This window comes from Pseudomonas stagnisoli, assembly GCF_048595745.1.
Lineage (GTDB): Bacteria > Pseudomonadota > Gammaproteobacteria > Pseudomonadales > Pseudomonadaceae > Aquipseudomonas > Aquipseudomonas alcaligenes_A.
On record NZ_CP184361.1, the window covers coordinates 708,057 to 725,561 of the forward strand.

Genomic DNA, 17,505 nt, shown 5'->3' on the forward strand with positions numbered 1-17,505 from the left:
ACGCCTTGCTGCGGCCGCACCGTCGGCCGCAGCAAGTCTGTGAGGAGGAAAGGCCTTGAAAGACTTGCTGAATCTGCTGAAAAACCAGGGTCAGGTTGAAGAGTTCGATGCGATCCGTATCGGTCTGGCTTCGCCTGAGATGATCCGTTCCTGGTCTTTCGGTGAAGTGAAAAAACCGGAAACCATCAACTACCGTACCTTCAAGCCCGAGCGCGACGGTCTGTTCTGCGCCAAGATCTTTGGCCCGGTCAAGGACTACGAGTGCCTGTGCGGCAAGTACAAGCGCCTCAAGCACCGCGGCGTGATCTGCGAGAAGTGCGGCGTGGAAGTGGCCCTGGCCAAGGTCCGTCGTGAGCGCATGGCGCACATCGAACTGGCCTCGCCGGTCGCCCACATCTGGTTCCTGAAGTCCCTGCCGTCCCGTATCGGCCTGCTGCTGGACATGACCCTGCGTGATATCGAGCGCGTGCTCTATTTCGAGAGCTACGTGGTGATCGATCCGGGCATGACCACCCTGGAAAAAGGCCAGCTGCTGAACGACGAGCAGTACTTCGAAGCGCTCGAAGAGTTCGGTGACGACTTCGACGCGCGCATGGGCGCCGAGGCCGTTCGCGAGCTGCTCAACGCCATCGATCTGGATCACGAAATCGGCCGCCTGCGCGAAGAAATCCCGCAGACCAACTCCGAGACCAAGATCAAGAAGCTGTCCAAGCGCCTGAAGTTGATGGAGGCCTTCAAGGACTCCGGCAACCACCCGGAGTGGATGGTCCTGACCGTTCTGCCGGTACTGCCGCCGGACCTGCGTCCGCTGGTTCCGTTGGATGGCGGCCGCTTCGCGACTTCCGATCTGAACGATCTGTATCGCCGCGTGATCAACCGTAACAACCGTCTGAAGCGCCTGCTCGACCTGGCCGCGCCGGACATCATCGTGCGCAACGAAAAGCGCATGCTGCAGGAAGCGGTCGACGCCCTGCTCGACAACGGCCGTCGCGGTCGCGCCATCACTGGCTCGAACAAGCGTCCGCTGAAGTCGCTGGCCGACATGATCAAGGGTAAGCAAGGTCGCTTCCGTCAGAACCTGCTCGGTAAGCGCGTGGACTACTCCGGTCGTTCCGTGATCACCGTGGGCCCGACCCTGCGCCTGCACCAGTGCGGTCTGCCGAAGAAGATGGCCCTCGAGCTGTTCAAGCCGTTCATCTTCGGCAAGCTGGAAGCCCGCGGCATGGCCACCACCATCAAGGCGGCCAAGAAGATGGTCGAGCGTGAACTGCCCGAGGTCTGGGACGTTCTCGCCGAAGTCATCCGCGAACATCCCGTGCTGCTCAACCGCGCACCGACCCTGCACCGTCTGGGCATCCAGGCGTTCGAACCGGTTCTGATCGAAGGTAAAGCCATCCAGCTGCACCCGCTGGTCTGCGCCGCGTACAACGCCGACTTCGACGGTGACCAGATGGCCGTGCACGTTCCGCTGACCCTCGAGGCCCAGCTGGAAGCCCGCGCGCTGATGATGTCGACCAACAACGTGCTGTCGCCCGCCAACGGCGAGCCGATCATCGTGCCGTCGCAGGACGTGGTACTGGGTCTGTACTACATGACCCGCGAAGCCGTTAACGCCAAGGGCGAAGGTCGCGTGTTCGCCGACCTGCAGGAAGTCGACCGCGTGTTCCGCGCTGGCGAAGCTTCGCTGCACGCCAAGGTCAAGGTGCGCATCAACGAGACCGTCAAGCAGAAGGACGGCAGCCTGGTCAAGAACACCCGCATCGTCGACACCACCGTCGGCCGCGCGCTGCTGTTCCAGATCGTGCCGGCCGGCCTGTCCTACGACGTGGTCAACCAGTCGATGAAGAAGAAGGCGATCTCCAAGCTGATCAACCAGTGCTACCGCACCGTGGGTCTGAAGGACACCGTGATCTTCGCCGACCAGCTGATGTACACCGGTTTCGCCTACTCGACCATCTCCGGTGTGTCGATCGGCGTGAACGACTTCGTCATCCCGGATGAGAAGGCGCGCATCATCGACGCCGCCACCGAGGAAGTGAAGGAAATCGAATCGCAGTACGCCTCCGGCCTGGTCACCCAGGGCGAGAAGTACAACAAGGTGATCGACCTCTGGTCCAAGGCCAACGACGAAGTGTCCAAGGCGATGATGGCCAACCTCTCGAAAGAGAAGGTCATCGACCGCGAGGGCAAGGAAGTCGAACAGGAGTCCTTCAACTCCATGTACATGATGGCGGACTCCGGTGCGCGTGGTAGCGCCGCCCAGATCCGTCAGCTGGCCGGTATGCGTGGTCTGATGGCCAAGCCGGACGGCTCCATCATCGAGACCCCGATCACCGCGAACTTCCGTGAGGGCCTGAACGTACTCCAGTACTTCATCTCCACTCACGGTGCGCGTAAAGGTCTGGCGGATACCGCACTGAAGACCGCGAACTCCGGTTACCTGACCCGTCGTCTGGTCGACGTGGCCCAGGACCTGGTGGTGACCGAAGTCGACTGCGGCACCGAGCACGGTCTGCTGATGACTCCGCACATCGAAGGCGGCGACGTGGTCGAGCCGCTCGGCGAGCGCGTACTCGGCCGTGTGATCGCCAAGGACGTGCCGAAGCCGGGCAGCGACGAGATCATCGTCCCGGCCGGTACCCTGGTCGACGAGAAGTGGGTCGAGTTCATCGAGCGCAACAGCATCGACGAAGTGGTCGTGCGTTCGCCGATCACCTGCGAAACGCGCTACGGCATCTGCGCCAAGTGCTACGGCCGCGATCTGGCCCGTGGTCACCAGGTCAACATCGGTGAAGCGGTCGGCGTTATCGCCGCCCAGTCCATCGGTGAGCCGGGTACCCAGCTGACCATGCGTACCTTCCACATCGGTGGTGCCGCCAGCCGTACCTCGGCTGCCGACAGCGTCCAGGTGAAGAACGGTGGTGCGATCCGTCTGCACAACCTGAAGCATGTCGAGCGTGCCGACGGCGCCCTGGTCGCGGTATCGCGTTCCGGTGAGCTGGCCATCGCTGACGAATTCGGTCGTGAGCGCGAGCGCTACAAGCTGCCGTACGGTGCCGTGATTTCGGTGAAGGAAGGCGACAAGGTCGAAGCTGGCGCCATCGTCGCCAAGTGGGACCCGCACACCCACCCGATCGTGACCGAAATGAAGGGTACCGTGACCTTCGTCGGCATGGAGGAGGGCATCACCATCAAGCGTCAGACCGACGAACTGACCGGTCTGACCAACATCGAAGTGCTGGATCCGAAAGATCGTCCGGCCGCTGGCAAGGACATCCGTCCGGCGCTGAAGATGGTCGACGCCAATGGCAAGGAACTGCTGCTGCCGGGTACCGACGTACCGGCCCAGTACTTCCTGCCGGCCAACGCCCTGGTTGGCGTGGCTGACGGTGCGCAGATCGGTGTCGGTGACGTCATCGCCCGTATCCCGCAGGAAACCTCGAAGACCCGCGACATCACCGGTGGTCTGCCGCGCGTTGCCGACCTGTTCGAAGCCCGTCGTCCGAAAGAGGCTTCGATCCTGGCGGAAATCAGCGGCACCATCAGCTTCGGCAAGGAGACCAAGGGCAAGCGCCGTCTGGTCATCACCCCGACCGATGGCAGCGATCCGTACGAGGAGCTGATTCCGAAGTGGCGTCACCTGAACGTCTTCGAAGGCGAACAAGTGAACCGCGGCGAAGTGATCTCCGACGGTCCGAGCGATCCGCACGACATCCTGCGTCTGCTGGGTGTCAGCGCGCTGGCCAAGTACATCGTCAACGAGATCCAGGACGTGTACCGTCTGCAGGGCGTGAAGATCAACGACAAGCACATCGAGACCATCCTGCGTCAGATGCTGCGCAAGGTCGAGATCAGCGAGTCCGGCGACTCCAGCTTCATCAAGGGCGACCAGATGGAACTGACCCACGTGCTGGGCGAGAACGAGCAGCTGGCGGCCGAAGACAAGTTCATCGCCAAGTACGAGCGCGTTCTGCTGGGTATCACCAAGGCCTCGCTGTCCACCGAGTCGTTCATCTCCGCGGCCTCCTTCCAGGAGACCACCCGCGTACTGACCGAAGCAGCCGTGACTGGCAAGCGTGATTACCTGCGCGGCCTTAAGGAGAACGTGGTCGTGGGTCGTCTGATTCCGGCCGGTACCGGTCTGGCGTATCACAGCGAGCGCAAGCGCAAGCGTGATGCCGACAAGCCGCAGCGCGTGAGCGCCAGTGAGGTAGAAGCCGCACTGACCGAAGCGCTGAACTCCAGCGGCAACTGATGGATCGAGGCCCCGGGCGAGTGATCGCCCGGGGCCTCGTCTTGACTGGGGGCGTGAGTCTCTTTAGACTCATGCACCCCTAAATTTGGCAGGGCGCTTGCTCTGCCATTTTGCTTTAGGGCAATAGCGTCGAAAGACAACAGTGGAGCTTATAGATGGCAACTATCAACCAGCTGGTACGCCAGCCGCGCAAGCGTATCGTCGAGAAATCCGACGTTCCTGCGCTGCAGAACTGCCCGCAGCGTCGTGGCGTGTGCACCCGTGTGTACACCACCACGCCGAAGAAACCGAACTCCGCACTGCGTAAGGTGTGCCGTGTTCGTCTGACCAACGGTTTTGAAGTCACCTCCTACATCGGTGGTGAGGGTCACAACCTGCAAGAGCACAGCGTCGTGCTGATCCGTGGCGGTCGTGTAAAAGACCTTCCGGGTGTGCGCTACCACACTGTGCGCGGTTCGCTGGATACCACCGGCGTTAAAGACCGTAAGCAGGGCCGTTCCAAGTACGGTACCAAGCGTCCGAAGTAATTTTCGGGGCGCCATTTTTCTTTTTATTGAGTCGATAAGAGTAAGGTCGGGCGTAACCGAATGGTTATGGTCCCGGGCTAACCTGAAGACCGTTTGAGGGCTTATCATGCCAAGACGTCGTGTAGCAGCTAAGCGTGAGATTCTGGACGATCCGAAATACGGAAGCCTGATTCTCGCCAAGTTCATGAACCACGTGATGGAGAGCGGTAAAAAGGCCGTGGCCGAGCGCATCGTTTACGGTGCTCTGGAAACCGTCAAAACCCGCAAGAACAGCGATCCCCTGGAAATCTTCGAGAAAGCTCTCGACGCCATCGCTCCGCTGGTCGAAGTCAAGTCCCGCCGTGTAGGCGGTGCTACCTACCAGGTTCCGGTCGAAGTTCGTCCGTCCCGTCGTAACGCCCTGGCCATGCGCTGGCTGGTTGAAAGCGCGCGCAAGCGTGGTGAGAAGTCCATGGCTCTGCGCCTGGCTGGTGAGCTGCTGGATGCCTTCGAAGGCAAAGGCGCTGCCGTCAAGAAGCGTGAAGACGTGCACCGTATGGCCGAGGCCAACAAGGCTTTCTCGCACTACCGCTTCTAATTACGGCATCACTACTTTTGCGAGGGCTTTATGGCTCGTACTACAGCAATTAACCGCTACCGGAACATCGGTATCTGTGCCCACGTTGACGCGGGCAAGACCACCACTACCGAGCGGATCCTGTTCTACACAGGTCTCAGTCACAAGATGGGTGAGGTACACGACGGCGCTGCGACCACCGACTGGATGGTGCAGGAGCAGGAGCGTGGTATCACCATCACTTCCGCGGCGATCACCACCTTCTGGGAAGGTTCGCGCGGCCAGTACGACAAGTACCGCGTAAACGTCATCGACACCCCCGGCCACGTAGACTTCACCATTGAAGTTGAGCGCTCCCTGCGCGTGCTGGACGGTGCGGTCGTGGTGTTCTGCGGTACCTCCGGCGTTGAGCCGCAGTCCGAAACCGTATGGCGTCAGGCCAACAAGTACGGTGTTCCGCGTATCGTGTACGTGAACAAGATGGACCGCGCTGGTGCCGACTTCCTGCGCGTCGTTGGTCAGATCAAGAACCGCCTGGGTCACACCCCGGTTCCGGTTCAGCTGGCCATTGGCGCTGAAGATGACTTCCAGGGTCAGATCGACCTGATGAAGATGAAGGCCATCTACTGGAACGAAGACGACAAGGGCACCTCTTACCGTGAGGAAGAGATCCCTGCCGAGCTGGTCGACCTGGCCACCGAGTGGCGCAGCAACATGGTCGAGGCGGCTGCCGAGGCCAGCGAAGAGCTGATGAACAAGTACCTGGAAGAAGGTGAGCTGTCGATCGAAGAGATCAAGGCTGGCCTGCGTGCTCGTACCATCGCCTGCGAAATCGTCCCGGCTGTCTGCGGTTCCTCGTTCAAGAACAAGGGCGTGCCCCTGGTTCTCGACGCCGTCATCGACTTCCTGCCTGCTCCGACCGAAATCCCTGCCATCCAGGGCGTTCACCCGGACAGCACTGATGACAACGAAATCCACGACGAGCGTCATGCCGACGATGCCGAGCCGTTCTCCGCTCTGGCGTTCAAGATCGCAACCGACCCGTTCGTGGGTACTCTGACCTTCGTGCGCGTCTACTCGGGCTTCCTGAGCTCTGGTGACTCGGTTCTGAACTCGGTCAAGGGCAAGAAAGAGCGCGTTGGTCGTATGGTGCAGATGCACGCCAACCAGCGTGACGAGATCAAAGAAGTGCGCGCTGGCGACATCGCGGCTCTGATCGGTATGAAGGACGTCACCACCGGTGACACCCTGTGCGACATCGAGAAGCCGATCATCCTCGAGCGTATGGACTTCCCGGAGCCGGTAATCTCGGTAGCTGTTGAGCCGAAGACCAAGGCTGACCAGGAGAAGATGGGTATCGCTCTGGGCAAGCTGGCCCAGGAAGACCCGTCGTTCCGCGTCAAGACCGACGAAGAAACCGGCCAGACCATCATCTCCGGTATGGGTGAGCTGCACCTGGACATCCTCGTCGACCGCATGAAGCGCGAGTTCGGCGTCGAGGCCAACATCGGCAAGCCGCAGGTTTCCTACCGTGAAACCATCACCGGCGTTAACGTCGAGATCGAAGGCAAGTTCGTTCGTCAGTCCGGTGGTCGTGGTCAGTTCGGTCACTGCTGGATCCGCTTCTCTGCCGCTGATGTGGACGAGAAGGGCAACATCACCGAAGGTCTGGTGTTCGCCAACGAGGTTGTGGGTGGTGTGGTTCCGAAGGAATACATCCCGGCTATCCAGAAGGGTATCGAAGAGCAGATGAAGAACGGCGTCGTTGCCGGTTATCCGCTGATCGGCCTGAAGGCGACCGTGTTCGATGGTTCCTACCACGACGTCGACTCCAACGAGATGGCGTTCAAGATCGCTGCGTCCATGGCGACCAAGCAGCTGGCCCAGAAGGGTGGCGGCAAGGTGCTGGAGCCGATCATGAAGGTCGAAGTAGTGACTCCCGAGGACTACATGGGTGACGTGATGGGTGACCTGAACCGTCGTCGTGGTCTGATCCAGGGTATGGAAGATTCGGTTTCCGGTAAGGTAATCCGTGCCGAAGTTCCGCTGGGCGAGATGTTCGGTTATGCGACCGACGTTCGTTCCATGTCTCAGGGTCGCGCCAGCTACTCCATGGAATTCTCCAAGTACGCAGAAGCTCCGTCGAACATCGTCGAAGCGCTGGTTAAAAAACAAGGCTAATCCCGCCCTTTAAGTAAGAGGTTTACTGTCGTGGCTAAGGAAAAATTCGAACGTAACAAACCGCACGTCAACGTTGGCACCATCGGTCACGTTGACCACGGTAAAACCACCCTGACCGCTGCTCTGACCCGCGTCTGCTCCGAAGTTTTCGGTTCGGCCAAGGTCGACTTCGACAAGATCGACTCGGCTCCGGAAGAGAAGGCTCGCGGTATCACCATCAACACCGCTCACGTTGAGTACGACTCGGCTGTTCGCCACTACGCGCACGTTGACTGCCCGGGCCACGCCGACTACGTGAAGAACATGATCACCGGTGCTGCTCAGATGGACGGCGCGATCCTGGTTTGCTCGGCTGCCGATGGCCCGATGCCGCAAACCCGTGAGCACATCCTGCTGTCCCGTCAGGTAGGCGTTCCTTACATCGTCGTGTTCCTGAATAAGGCCGACATGGTTGACGACGCCGAACTGCTGGAGCTGGTCGAGATGGAAGTTCGCGACCTGCTGTCCACCTATGACTTCCCGGGTGACGACACTCCGATCATCATCGGTTCCGCTCTGATGGCTCTGAACGGCCAGGATGACAACGAGATGGGCACCAGCGCTGTTAAGAAGCTGGTCGAGACTCTGGATGCCTACATCCCTGAGCCGGTTCGTGCCATCGACATGCCGTTCCTGATGCCGATCGAAGACGTGTTCTCGATCTCCGGTCGCGGCACCGTGGTAACCGGTCGCGTTGAGCGCGGTATCGTCAAGGTTCAGGAAGAGATCGAGATCGTCGGTCTGCGTCCGACCACCAAGACCACCTGCACCGGCGTTGAAATGTTCCGCAAGCTGCTCGACGAAGGTCGTGCTGGCGAGAACTGCGGCGTGCTGCTGCGCGGCACCAAGCGTGATGAAGTCGAGCGTGGCCAGGTTCTGGCCAAGCCGGGCACCATCAAGCCGCACACCAAGTTCGAAGCTGAAGTGTACGTTCTGTCCAAGGAAGAAGGTGGTCGTCACACCCCGTTCTTCAAGGGCTACCGTCCGCAGTTCTACTTCCGTACCACCGACGTAACCGGTTCGTGCGAACTGCCGGAAGGCGTTGAGATGGTAATGCCGGGCGACAACATCAAAATGGTTGTCACCCTGATCAAGCCGATCGCCATGGACGACGGCCTGCGTTTCGCAATTCGCGAAGGCGGCCGTACCGTTGGTGCCGGCGTGGTTGCCAAAGTCATCGAGTAATCGACGACTGCTGGAGAAAGGGGCCCTTCGGGGCCCTTTTCTTTTAACTGGTTAAAAGTTGACACCCCCGGGGGGCATCCGTACAATCACGCCTCCTTTTAACGGGCGTAGTCCGTCCGTTGGGGAAAGCAGAGATAGAGTCTGAGGTCAAAATGCAAAACCAACAAATCCGTATTCGGTTGAAGGCTTTTGACCATCGCCTGATCGATCAATCCACCCAGGAAATCGTGGAAACCGCGAAACGTACTGGTGCTCAGGTGCGTGGTCCTATTCCTCTGCCTACTCGCAAAGAGCGGTACACCGTTCTGATCTCCCCGCACGTCAACAAAGACGCGCGTGATCAGTACGAAATTCGTACCCACAAGCGTGTGCTGGACATCGTTCAGCCGACGGATAAAACCGTCGACGCGCTGATGAAGCTCGACCTTGCGGCAGGCGTGGAAGTGCAGATCAGCCTCGGCTAAAACCTGGCGGTTTTAGTCGTGTAACGCTCTGAAATGGGCGGCCATAGCGGGTGAAAGCCCCGTACACTCATGAGGTTTACAACATGACTATTGGTGTAGTCGGTCGTAAATGCGGCATGACCCGCATTTTCACCGAAGAAGGTGTCTCCATTCCGGTCACGGTCATTGAGATCGAGCCGAATCGCGTCACCCAGTTCAAATCCGAAGAAAGCGATGGCTACCGTGCTGTGCAGGTAACCGTGGGCGAGCGTCGTGCTTCCCGCGTTACCAAGGCTCAGGCCGGTCACTTCGCCAAGGCTAATGTCGCTGCTGGTCGTGGCGTCTGGGAATTCCGCCTGGAAGAAGGCGAGTACCAGGCTGGCGATCAGATTACTGCCGAACTGTTCCAAGCTGGCCAGCTGGTAGACGTTACCGGTGAGTCCAAAGGTAAAGGCTATGCCGGTACCATCAAGCGCTGGAACTTCCGCGGTCAGGACAATACCCACGGTAACTCCGTTTCCCACCGCGCTCCGGGCTCCATCGGCCAGTGCCAGACTCCTGGTCGTGTATTCAAGGGCAAGAAAATGTCCGGTCATCTTGGCGCCGAGCGCGTGACCGTGCAGTCCCTGGAAGTGGTCCGTGTCGACGCCGAGCGTAATCTGCTGCTGGTCAAGGGTGCCGTTCCGGGCGCTACCGGTGGCGACGTGCTGGTGCGTCCGGCTGTCAAAGCTCGCGGTTAATAGGGGAAGCTGAGATGCAACTGAATGTAAATGGCGCTCAGGCTATCGAAGTCAGCGAGCGCACTTTCGGTGGTGAGTTCAACGAGACTCTGGTGCACCAGGCAGTCGTCGCCTACATGGCTGGCGGTCGTCAGGGCACTCGTGCTCAGAAAACTCGCGCTGAAGTCACCGGTGGTGGCAAAAAGCCGTGGCGCCAGAAGGGCACTGGTCGTGCTCGTTCCGGTTCCAGCGTTGGCCCGATCTGGCGTGGCGGTGGCGTGACCTTCGCTGCCAAGCCGCAGGATCACAGCCAGAAGCTGAACAAGAAGATGTACCGCGCTGCTCTGCGCTCCATCCTCTCCGAGCTGGTTCGTCTGGATCGTCTGGTCGTGGTTGAAGACTTCGCTGTTGAAGCTCCGAAAACCAAGGCTCTGCTGGGCAAGCTTAACGGCATGGGTCTGAGCGATGTGCTGATCGTCACCGAGGCCGTTGACCAGAATCTGTACCTGGCTGCGCGCAACCTGCCGCACGTTGATGTTCGTGACGTTCAAGGCACCGATCCGGTCAGCCTGATCGCCTTCGACAAAGTGCTGGTAACCGTGTCGGCCGTGAAGAAATTCGAGGAGCTGCTGGCATGAACCAGGAACGCGTATTCAAAGTGCTGGTTGGCCCGCACATCTCCGAGAAAGCCTCCGTGCTGGCAGATGGTAAGAGCCAATTCGTTTTCAAGGTTGCCGTTGATGCAACCAAGCTGGAAATCAAGAAGGCCGTTGAAAGCCTGTTCAGCGTAAAAGTGGACGAGGTCCGCACTGTCAATGTACAGGGCAAGACCAAGCGTACCGCTCGCGGTCTGGGCAAGCGCAACGACTGGAAGAAGGCATATGTCTCCCTCCAGGCTGGCCAAGATCTCGATTTCACCAGCAGTGCTGAGTAAGGTAGGGGCGCATCATGGCAATCGTTAAATGCAAACCGACTTCCGCTGGCCGCCGTTTCGTGGTCAAAGTGGTCAATCAGGAGCTGCACAAAGGCGCTCCTTATGCTCCGCTGCTCGAGAAGAAGTCGAAGACTGGCGGCCGTAACAACAACGGTCGTATCACCACTCGCCACATCGGCGGTGGCCACAAGCAGCACTACCGTCTGGTCGACTTCCGTCGCAACAAGGATGGCATTCCCGCCGTCGTTGAGCGCGTGGAATACGATCCGAACCGTACCGCCCACATCGCTCTGCTGAAATATGCCGACGGTGAGCGTCGCTACATCATCGCCCCGAAAGGCGTGAGCGCTGGCGATCAACTGGTATCCGGTGCTGCTGCTCCGATCAAGGCCGGTAACTGCCTGCCGCTGCGCAATATCCCTGTTGGTTCGACCGTTCACGGTATCGAGCTGAAGCCGGGTAAAGGTGCTCAGCTGGTTCGTTCCGCTGGTGCTTCTGCTCAGCTGGTAGCCCGTGAAGGTGCCTACGTCACCCTGCGTCTGCGCTCCGGCGAGATGCGCAAGGTCCTCTCCGAGTGCCGTGCAACCCTGGGTGAAGTATCCAACTCCGAGCACAGCCTGCGTTCCCTGGGTAAAGCCGGTGCCAAGCGTTGGCGCGGCGTTCGCCCGACCGTTCGTGGTGTTGCCATGAACCCGGTCGACCACCCGCATGGTGGTGGTGAGGGTCGTACCTCTGGTGGTCGTCACCCGGTTTCGCCGTGGGGCTTCCCGACCAAGGGTGCGAAGACCCGTGCGAACAAGCGTACCGACAACATGATCGTTCGCCGCCGTAAGTAATTAGAGGGATACGACAGTGCCGCGTTCTCTGAAAAAAGGTCCTTTTATCGATCTTCACCTACTGAAGAAGATCGAAGTGGCGGTGGAAAAGAACGATCGCAAGCCGGTTAAAACCTGGTCGCGTCGCTCCATCATTCTGCCGCAGATGGTCGGTCTGACCATCGCTGTGCATAACGGTCGTCAGCATGTCCCGGTCCTCGTGAACGAAGACATGGTCGGCCACAAACTCGGCGAGTTCGCTGGTACCCGCACTTATCGTGGGCACGCTGCGGACAAGAAAGCCAAGCGTTAAGGGGTAAGGAAAGATGGAAGTAGCCGCTAAGCTGTCGGGCGCTCGAATCTCCGCCCAGAAAGCCCGCTTGGTCGCCGACCAGATCCGCGGGAAGAAGGTGGGCGAAGCGCTCAACCTGCTGGCTTTCAGTTCGAAGAAAGCCGCCGAGATCATCAAGAAAGTGCTGGAGTCGGCCGTTGCCAACGCCGAGCACAACGAAGGCGCAGACGTTGATGACCTGAAGGTCAGCACCGTTTTCGTCAACGAGGGGCGTTCGCTTAAGCGCATCATGCCGCGTGCCAAAGGCCGTGCTGATCGCATCGTCAAGCGGTCTTGCCATATCACTGTCAAGGTTGCGGACAAGTAACGGAGTCGATCAGATGGGTCAGAAAGTACATCCCGTTGGCATCCGCCTGGGAATCGTCAAGGAGCACACCTCCGTCTGGTACGCAGAAAAGCGTCAATACGCTGATTATCTGCTGGCCGACCTGCAGGTTCGTGAGTATCTCCAGGACAAACTAAAAAGCGCGTCCGTAAGCCGCATCGACATCGCTCGTCCGGCTCAAACCGCACGCATCACCATCCACACCGCTCGTCCCGGCATTGTGATCGGCAAGAAAGGTGAAGATGTTGAGAAGCTGCGTCAGGACCTGACCAAGCAAATGGGTGTGCCGGTGCACATCAACATCGAAGAGATCCGCAAGCCGGAACTCGACGGTATGCTGGTAGCTCAGAGCGTTGCTCAGCAGCTGGAGCGCCGCGTTATGTTCCGTCGCGCCATGAAGCGCGCCGTACAGAACGCCATGCGTATTGGTGCCAAGGGCATCAAGATCCAGGTAAGCGGTCGTCTCGGTGGTGCGGAAATCGCCCGTACCGAATGGTATCGCGAAGGTCGTGTGCCCCTGCACACCCTGCGTGCCGATATCGATTACGCCACCTACGAAGCGCACACCACTTACGGTGTGATCGGTGTGAAGGTGTGGATCTTCAAAGGCGAGGTCATTGGTGGCCAGCTGGAAGAGTCCAAGCCTGCCGCTCCGGCGCCGCGTAAAAAAGCTGCTAAGTAAGGAGTACGCAAAATGCTGCAACCCAAGCGTACAAAATTCCGCAAGCAAATGACCGGCCACAACCGTGGTCTGGCTCAGCGCGGTAGCAAGGTCAGCTTCGGCGAATTCGCCCTGAAAGCTGTTTCCCGTGGTCGCCTGACTGCTCGTCAAATCGAAGCAGCCCGTCGTGCCCTGACCCGTCACGTGAAGCGTGGCGGTAAAATCTGGATCCGCGTGTTCCCGGACAAGCCGGTTACCAAAAAGCCCCTCGAAGTTCGTATGGGTAAAGGTAAGGGTGGTGTCGAGTACTGGGTAGCCCAGATCCAGCCGGGCAAGGTGCTGTACGAGATCGAAGGTGTTCCGGAAGAGCTGGCGCGTGAGGCTTTCGCCCTGGCTGCTGCAAAGCTGCCCCTCGCCACCTCCTTTGTTAAGCGGACGGTGATGTGATGAAAGCGAAAGAACTCCGTGAAAAATCGGTTCAGCAGCTGAACGAGCAACTGCTCGGCCTGCTGCGCGACCAGTTCAATCTGCGCATGCAGAAGGCGACTGGTCAGTTGGGGCAGTCTCACCTGCTCTCGCAAGTGAAGCGCGACATCGCTCGCGTGAAAACTGTGCTCAACCAGCAGGCAGGTAAGTGATCATGGCTGAAGCAGAGAAAACCGTCCGTACGCTGACCGGCCGTGTCGTCAGCGACAAAATGGACAAGACCATCACCGTTCTGATCGAGCGTCGCGTTAAGCACCCGATCTACGGTAAGTACGTGAAGCGCTCGACCAAGCTGCACGCCCACGACGAAACCAACCAGTGCAAAATCGGCGACAAGGTCACCATTCGTGAGACCCGTCCGCTGGCCAAGACCAAGTCCTGGGCCCTGGTGGAAATCGTCGAACGTGCCGTGGAAGTCTAAGGACTAAGGGTCGGAGAAAGATATGATTCAGACTCAATCCATGCTCGACGTCGCTGACAACAGCGGTGCTCGTCGCGTTATGTGCATCAAGGTCCTTGGTGGTTCGCACCGTCGTTATGCCGGTATCGGCGACATCATCAAGGTCACCGTGAAGGAAGCGATTCCGCGCGGCAAGGTGAAGAAAGGCCAGGTGATGACCGCTGTTGTGGTCCGCACCCGTCACGGCGTACGCCGTGCCGATGGCTCGATCATCCGCTTCGATGGCAACGCCGCTGTTCTGCTGAACAACAAGCAAGAGCCGATCGGCACCCGTATCTTCGGGCCGGTGACTCGTGAACTGCGTTCCGAGAAGTTCATGAAGATCGTCTCGCTCGCCCCCGAAGTGCTCTAAGGAGAAGCCGTCATGCAAAAGATTCGTCGTGACGACGAGATCATCGTCATCGCCGGCAAAGACAAGGGCAAGCGTGGCAAGGTGCTGAAAGTGCTGGCTGACGATCGTCTGATCGTCGGCGGCATCAACCTCGTCAAGCGTCATACCAAACCGAACCCGATGGCTGGTGTTCAGGGCGGTATCGTCGAGAAAGAGGCGCCGCTGCACGTTTCCAACGTCGCTATCTTCAACGGCGAAACCAACAAGGCTGACCGCGTTGGTTTCAAAGTCGAAGACGGTAAGAAAATTCGTGTCTTCAAGTCCACCCAAAAGCCGGTTGGCGCTTGAGAATCATAGGTAAAACACCATGGCACGACTGAAAGAGATTTACCGGAAAGAAATCGCGCCCAAGCTGAAGGAAGAACTTCAGCTGGCCAACGTGATGGAAGTTCCGCGCGTTACCAAAATCACCCTGAACATGGGTCTTGGCGAAGCGATCGGTGACAAGAAAATCATCGAAAACGCTGTTGCCGACCTGGAAAAGATCACCGGTCAAAAGCCTGTCGTGACCTTCGCCCGCAAGTCCATTGCTGGCTTCAAGGTTCGTGAAGGTTGGCCGATCGGTGTCAAGGTGACCCTGCGTCGCGATCGCATGTACGAATTCCTGGATCGCCTGCTCTCCATCTCCCTGCCGCGCGTGCGTGACTTCCGCGGCCTGAATGCCAAGTCCTTCGATGGTCGTGGCAACTACAGCATGGGTGTCAAAGAGCAGATCATCTTCCCGGAAATCGATTACGACAAGATCGATGCTCTGCGTGGTCTGGACATCACCCTGACCACCACCGCCCGTACGGACGATGAAGGTCGCGCCCTGCTGCGCGCCTTCAAGTTCCCGTTCCGCAACTGATTGGAGTAGGAAATGGCCAAGAAGAGCATGAAAAACCGCGAGCTGAAGCGTCAGCTGACGGTTGCCAAGTTCGCTAAGAAGCGTGCTGAGCTCAAAGCTGTGATTGCCAACCCGAACTCCACTCCGGAGCAGCGTTGGGAAGCCCAGATCGCCCTGCAAAAGCAACCGCGTGACGCCAGCGCCAGCCGCCTGCGTAACCGTTGCCGCATCACCGGCCGTCCGCACGGCGTGTACCGCAAGTTCGGCCTCGGTCGTAACAAGCTGCGCGAAGCTGCGATGCGCGGTGACGTACCGGGTCTGGTGAAAGCCAGCTGGTAATGAAAGCGAAGCCGGCCTAGTGCCGGCTTTGTTTTATCGATCAAGCCCCTTTTGGGGCTTGATTCATTTTTGATCGATCTCTAGAATGTCCGGCTCTCCTGAGCCTGGCATTTGCCGAGCTCGTGGATGGTTCCAGCCGAAAGGCTGTTCTTTTTGTATCAGGAGCATCTAGCCCATGAGTATGCAGGACCCGTTAGCGGACATGCTAACTCGTATCCGTAATGCCCAGATGGCTGAAAAGTCGGTAGTAAGCATGCCGTCTTCCAAGCTGAAGGTGGCAGTAGCCAACGTTCTCAAGAACGAAGGTTACATCGCGGGATACCAGGTCAGCAGCGACGCCAAGCCGCAGCTGTCCATCGAGCTGAAGTATTTCGAAGGCCGTCCGGTCATCGAAGAAGTGAAGCGCGTCAGCCGTCCTGGCCTGCGCCAGTACAAGCCTGTCGACCAGCTGCCGAAAGTTCGTGGCGGTCTGGGCGTTTCCATCGTCTCCACCAACAAAGGTGTGATGACTGATCGCGCTGCACGCGCTGCCGGTGTCGGCGGTGAAGTGCTCTGCACCGTGTTCTAAGGGGGGATAAGCATGTCTCGCGTCGCTAAGAACCCCGTTAAGCTGCCGGCAGGTGTCGAGGTCAAACTCGCAGGCCAGCAGCTTTCGATCAAGGGCGCCAAGGGCACCCTGGAACTGAATGTGCACTCGTCCGTGGAGATCATCCAGGAGGCTGGTGAGCTGCGTTTTGCCGCCCGCAATGGCGATCAGCAGAACCGCGCTATGGCCGGTACCACTCGTGCACTGGTCAACAACATGGTTATTGGCGTGAGCCAAGGCTTCGAGCGCAAGCTGCAGCTGGTCGGTGTGGGTTACAAGGCCCAGGCCAAAGGCCAGGTACTGAACCTCGCGCTGGGCTTCTCCCACCCGATCGACTACGAACTGCCGCAAGGCGTTACCGCTGAAACCCCCAGCCAGACCGATATCCTGATCAAGGGCATCGACAAGCAGCTGGTCGGTCAGGTGGCTGCGGAGATCCGCGACTTCCGTCGTCCTGAGCCGTACAAAGGCAAAGGCGTGCGTTATTCCGACGAAGTCGTACGTCGCAAAGAAGCTAAGAAGAAGTAGGGCATAGCAAATGAGCGAAAAGAAAGAAACTCGTCTGCGTCGCGCTCGCAAGGCACGCCTGAAAATGCGCGAGCTGGAAACCGTACGCCTCAGCGTGTACCGCTCTTCCCAGCACATCTACGCCCAGGTCATTTCGGCCGACGGCGCCAAGGTTCTGGCCAGCGCCTCGACCCTGGACAAAGAACTGCGTGACGGCGCCACTGGCAACGTCGACGCGGCCAAGAAAGTCGGTCAGCTGGTTGCCGAGCGCGCGAAAGCCGCTGGTGTAACCCAGGTGGCGTTCGACCGTTCTGGCTTCAAGTACCACGGCCGCGTGAAGGCGCTGGCTGATGCTGCTCGTGAAGGCGGGCTGGAGTTCTAAGTTATGGCAAATCACGAGCAAAAGCGCGATCGCGACAATCGCGGTGACGACGCCCAGGGCGAAGGCTACATCGAGAAGCTGGTCCAGGTTAATCGCGTTGCCAAGACCGTAAAAGGCGGCCGTATCTTCACCTTCACCGCGCTGACCGTGGTGGGTGATGGCAAGGGTCGCGTTGGTTTCGGTCGCGGTAAATCCCGCGAAGTGCCGGCCGCCATCCAGAAAGCGATGGAAGCTGCGCGTCGCAACATGATTCAGGTCGACCTGAACGGCACCACTCTGCAATACCCGATGAAGTCTGTGCATGGCGCGTCCCACGTGTTCATGCAGCCGGCTTCCGAAGGTACCGGCATCATCGCCGGTGGCGCCATGCGTGCCGTTCTGGAAGTGGCTGGCGTGCAGAACGTTCTGGCCAAGTGCTATGGCTCCACCAACCCGGTGAACGTGGTGTATGCCACCTTCAAGGGTCTGAAAGCCATGCAGTCGCCGGAGTCCGTGGCTGCCAAGCGCGGCAAGAGCGTCGAGGAGATTCTCTGATC

At 59.1% G+C, this 17,505-nt stretch carries 24 protein-coding genes; all 24 read left to right on the forward strand.

Annotated features, from left to right (window positions below; all coding sequences use genetic code 11):
- Nucleotides 1–55 precede the first annotated feature (55 nt).
- A complete protein-coding gene (gene rpoC / locus ACOAPY_RS03365; protein WP_076426752.1) occupies nt 56–4,255 on the forward strand; it encodes a DNA-directed RNA polymerase subunit beta' in 4,200 nt (1,399 codons plus the stop codon).
- Between the two features lie 155 nt (nt 4,256–4,410).
- Complete coding sequence (gene rpsL / locus ACOAPY_RS03370; protein WP_021217014.1) at nt 4,411–4,782, forward strand: 30S ribosomal protein S12; 372 nt, start codon at nt 4,411–4,413, stop codon at nt 4,780–4,782.
- Nucleotides 4,783–4,888: 106 nt separating this feature from the next.
- On the forward strand, nt 4,889–5,359 hold the full coding sequence (gene rpsG / locus ACOAPY_RS03375) for a 30S ribosomal protein S7 (RefSeq protein WP_021702712.1): 471 nt from the start codon (nt 4,889–4,891) through the stop codon (nt 5,357–5,359).
- A 30-nt stretch (nt 5,360–5,389) separates the two neighbouring features.
- The gene (fusA, locus tag ACOAPY_RS03380) at nt 5,390–7,519 is read left to right on the forward strand and encodes an elongation factor G (protein ID WP_076580071.1); all 2,130 of its coding nucleotides are present in this window, start codon (nt 5,390–5,392) and stop codon (nt 7,517–7,519) included.
- A gap of 30 nt (nt 7,520–7,549) precedes the next feature.
- Nucleotides 7,550–8,743 carry an elongation factor Tu gene (tuf, locus tag ACOAPY_RS03385; RefSeq protein ID WP_021702710.1) on the forward strand — a complete coding sequence of 398 codons (1,194 nt, stop codon included), beginning with the start codon at nt 7,550–7,552 and terminating at the stop codon, nt 8,741–8,743.
- Between the two features lie 152 nt (nt 8,744–8,895).
- Entirely contained in the window at nt 8,896–9,207 is a 312-nt protein-coding gene (gene rpsJ, locus ACOAPY_RS03390) for a 30S ribosomal protein S10 (protein ID WP_003243886.1), read from the forward strand.
- A gap of 83 nt (nt 9,208–9,290) precedes the next feature.
- A complete protein-coding gene (gene rplC, locus ACOAPY_RS03395; protein WP_076580073.1) occupies nt 9,291–9,926 on the forward strand; it encodes a 50S ribosomal protein L3 in 636 nt (211 codons plus the stop codon).
- Nucleotides 9,927–9,940: 14 nt separating this feature from the next.
- A complete protein-coding gene (gene rplD, locus ACOAPY_RS03400; protein ID WP_021702708.1) occupies nt 9,941–10,543 on the forward strand; it encodes a 50S ribosomal protein L4 in 603 nt (200 codons plus the stop codon).
- The gene (rplW, locus tag ACOAPY_RS03405) at nt 10,540–10,839 is read left to right on the forward strand and encodes a 50S ribosomal protein L23 (protein ID WP_021702707.1); all 300 of its coding nucleotides are present in this window, start codon (nt 10,540–10,542) and stop codon (nt 10,837–10,839) included. The genes rplD and rplW overlap by 4 nt, the downstream gene beginning before the upstream one ends.
- A 14-nt stretch (nt 10,840–10,853) precedes the next feature.
- On the forward strand, nt 10,854–11,675 hold the full coding sequence (rplB, locus tag ACOAPY_RS03410; protein ID WP_076426754.1) for a 50S ribosomal protein L2: 822 nt from the start codon (nt 10,854–10,856) through the stop codon (nt 11,673–11,675).
- A 16-nt stretch (nt 11,676–11,691) separates the two neighbouring features.
- Nucleotides 11,692–11,967, forward strand: a complete 276-nt coding sequence (gene rpsS / locus ACOAPY_RS03415; RefSeq protein ID WP_003448728.1) for a 30S ribosomal protein S19 — start codon at nt 11,692–11,694, stop codon at nt 11,965–11,967.
- A 13-nt stretch (nt 11,968–11,980) separates the two neighbouring features.
- Nucleotides 11,981–12,313, forward strand: a complete 333-nt coding sequence (gene rplV / locus ACOAPY_RS03420; RefSeq protein ID WP_003210077.1) for a 50S ribosomal protein L22 — start codon at nt 11,981–11,983, stop codon at nt 12,311–12,313.
- A gap of 13 nt (nt 12,314–12,326) precedes the next feature.
- Nucleotides 12,327–13,013, forward strand: coding sequence for a 30S ribosomal protein S3 (gene rpsC / locus ACOAPY_RS03425; RefSeq protein WP_021702705.1), 687 nt, complete (start codon nt 12,327–12,329; stop codon nt 13,011–13,013).
- A gap of 12 nt (nt 13,014–13,025) precedes the next feature.
- A complete protein-coding gene (gene rplP, locus ACOAPY_RS03430; protein WP_021702704.1) occupies nt 13,026–13,439 on the forward strand; it encodes a 50S ribosomal protein L16 in 414 nt (137 codons plus the stop codon).
- The gene (rpmC, locus tag ACOAPY_RS03435; RefSeq protein WP_021702703.1) at nt 13,439–13,630 is read left to right on the forward strand and encodes a 50S ribosomal protein L29; all 192 of its coding nucleotides are present in this window, start codon (nt 13,439–13,441) and stop codon (nt 13,628–13,630) included. The genes rplP and rpmC overlap by 1 nt, the downstream gene beginning before the upstream one ends.
- Nucleotides 13,631–13,632: 2 nt before the next feature.
- Nucleotides 13,633–13,899, forward strand: coding sequence for a 30S ribosomal protein S17 (gene rpsQ, locus ACOAPY_RS03440; protein ID WP_076426755.1), 267 nt, complete (start codon nt 13,633–13,635; stop codon nt 13,897–13,899).
- A gap of 22 nt (nt 13,900–13,921) precedes the next feature.
- On the forward strand, nt 13,922–14,290 hold the full coding sequence (gene rplN, locus ACOAPY_RS03445) for a 50S ribosomal protein L14 (RefSeq protein WP_003243907.1): 369 nt from the start codon (nt 13,922–13,924) through the stop codon (nt 14,288–14,290).
- Between the two features lie 12 nt (nt 14,291–14,302).
- The gene (gene rplX, locus ACOAPY_RS03450) at nt 14,303–14,617 is read left to right on the forward strand and encodes a 50S ribosomal protein L24 (RefSeq protein ID WP_021702701.1); all 315 of its coding nucleotides are present in this window, start codon (nt 14,303–14,305) and stop codon (nt 14,615–14,617) included.
- Nucleotides 14,618–14,636: 19 nt separating this feature from the next.
- Nucleotides 14,637–15,176: a 50S ribosomal protein L5 gene (gene rplE / locus ACOAPY_RS03455; RefSeq protein WP_021702700.1), complete on the forward strand. Its 540-nt coding sequence runs from the start codon at nt 14,637–14,639 to the stop codon at nt 15,174–15,176.
- 12 nt (nt 15,177–15,188) lie between these two features.
- On the forward strand, nt 15,189–15,494 hold the full coding sequence (gene rpsN / locus ACOAPY_RS03460) for a 30S ribosomal protein S14 (protein ID WP_021702699.1): 306 nt from the start codon (nt 15,189–15,191) through the stop codon (nt 15,492–15,494).
- A gap of 175 nt (nt 15,495–15,669) precedes the next feature.
- Nucleotides 15,670–16,062, forward strand: coding sequence for a 30S ribosomal protein S8 (gene rpsH / locus ACOAPY_RS03465; RefSeq protein ID WP_021702698.1), 393 nt, complete (start codon nt 15,670–15,672; stop codon nt 16,060–16,062).
- Nucleotides 16,063–16,074: 12 nt separating this feature from the next.
- Complete coding sequence (rplF, locus tag ACOAPY_RS03470) at nt 16,075–16,608, forward strand: 50S ribosomal protein L6 (protein ID WP_076426757.1); 534 nt, start codon at nt 16,075–16,077, stop codon at nt 16,606–16,608.
- 10 nt (nt 16,609–16,618) lie between these two features.
- A complete protein-coding gene (gene rplR, locus ACOAPY_RS03475; protein ID WP_021702696.1) occupies nt 16,619–16,969 on the forward strand; it encodes a 50S ribosomal protein L18 in 351 nt (116 codons plus the stop codon).
- A gap of 3 nt (nt 16,970–16,972) precedes the next feature.
- A complete protein-coding gene (gene rpsE, locus ACOAPY_RS03480) occupies nt 16,973–17,503 on the forward strand; it encodes a 30S ribosomal protein S5 (protein ID WP_076426758.1) in 531 nt (176 codons plus the stop codon).
- Nucleotides 17,504–17,505 lie beyond the last annotated feature (2 nt).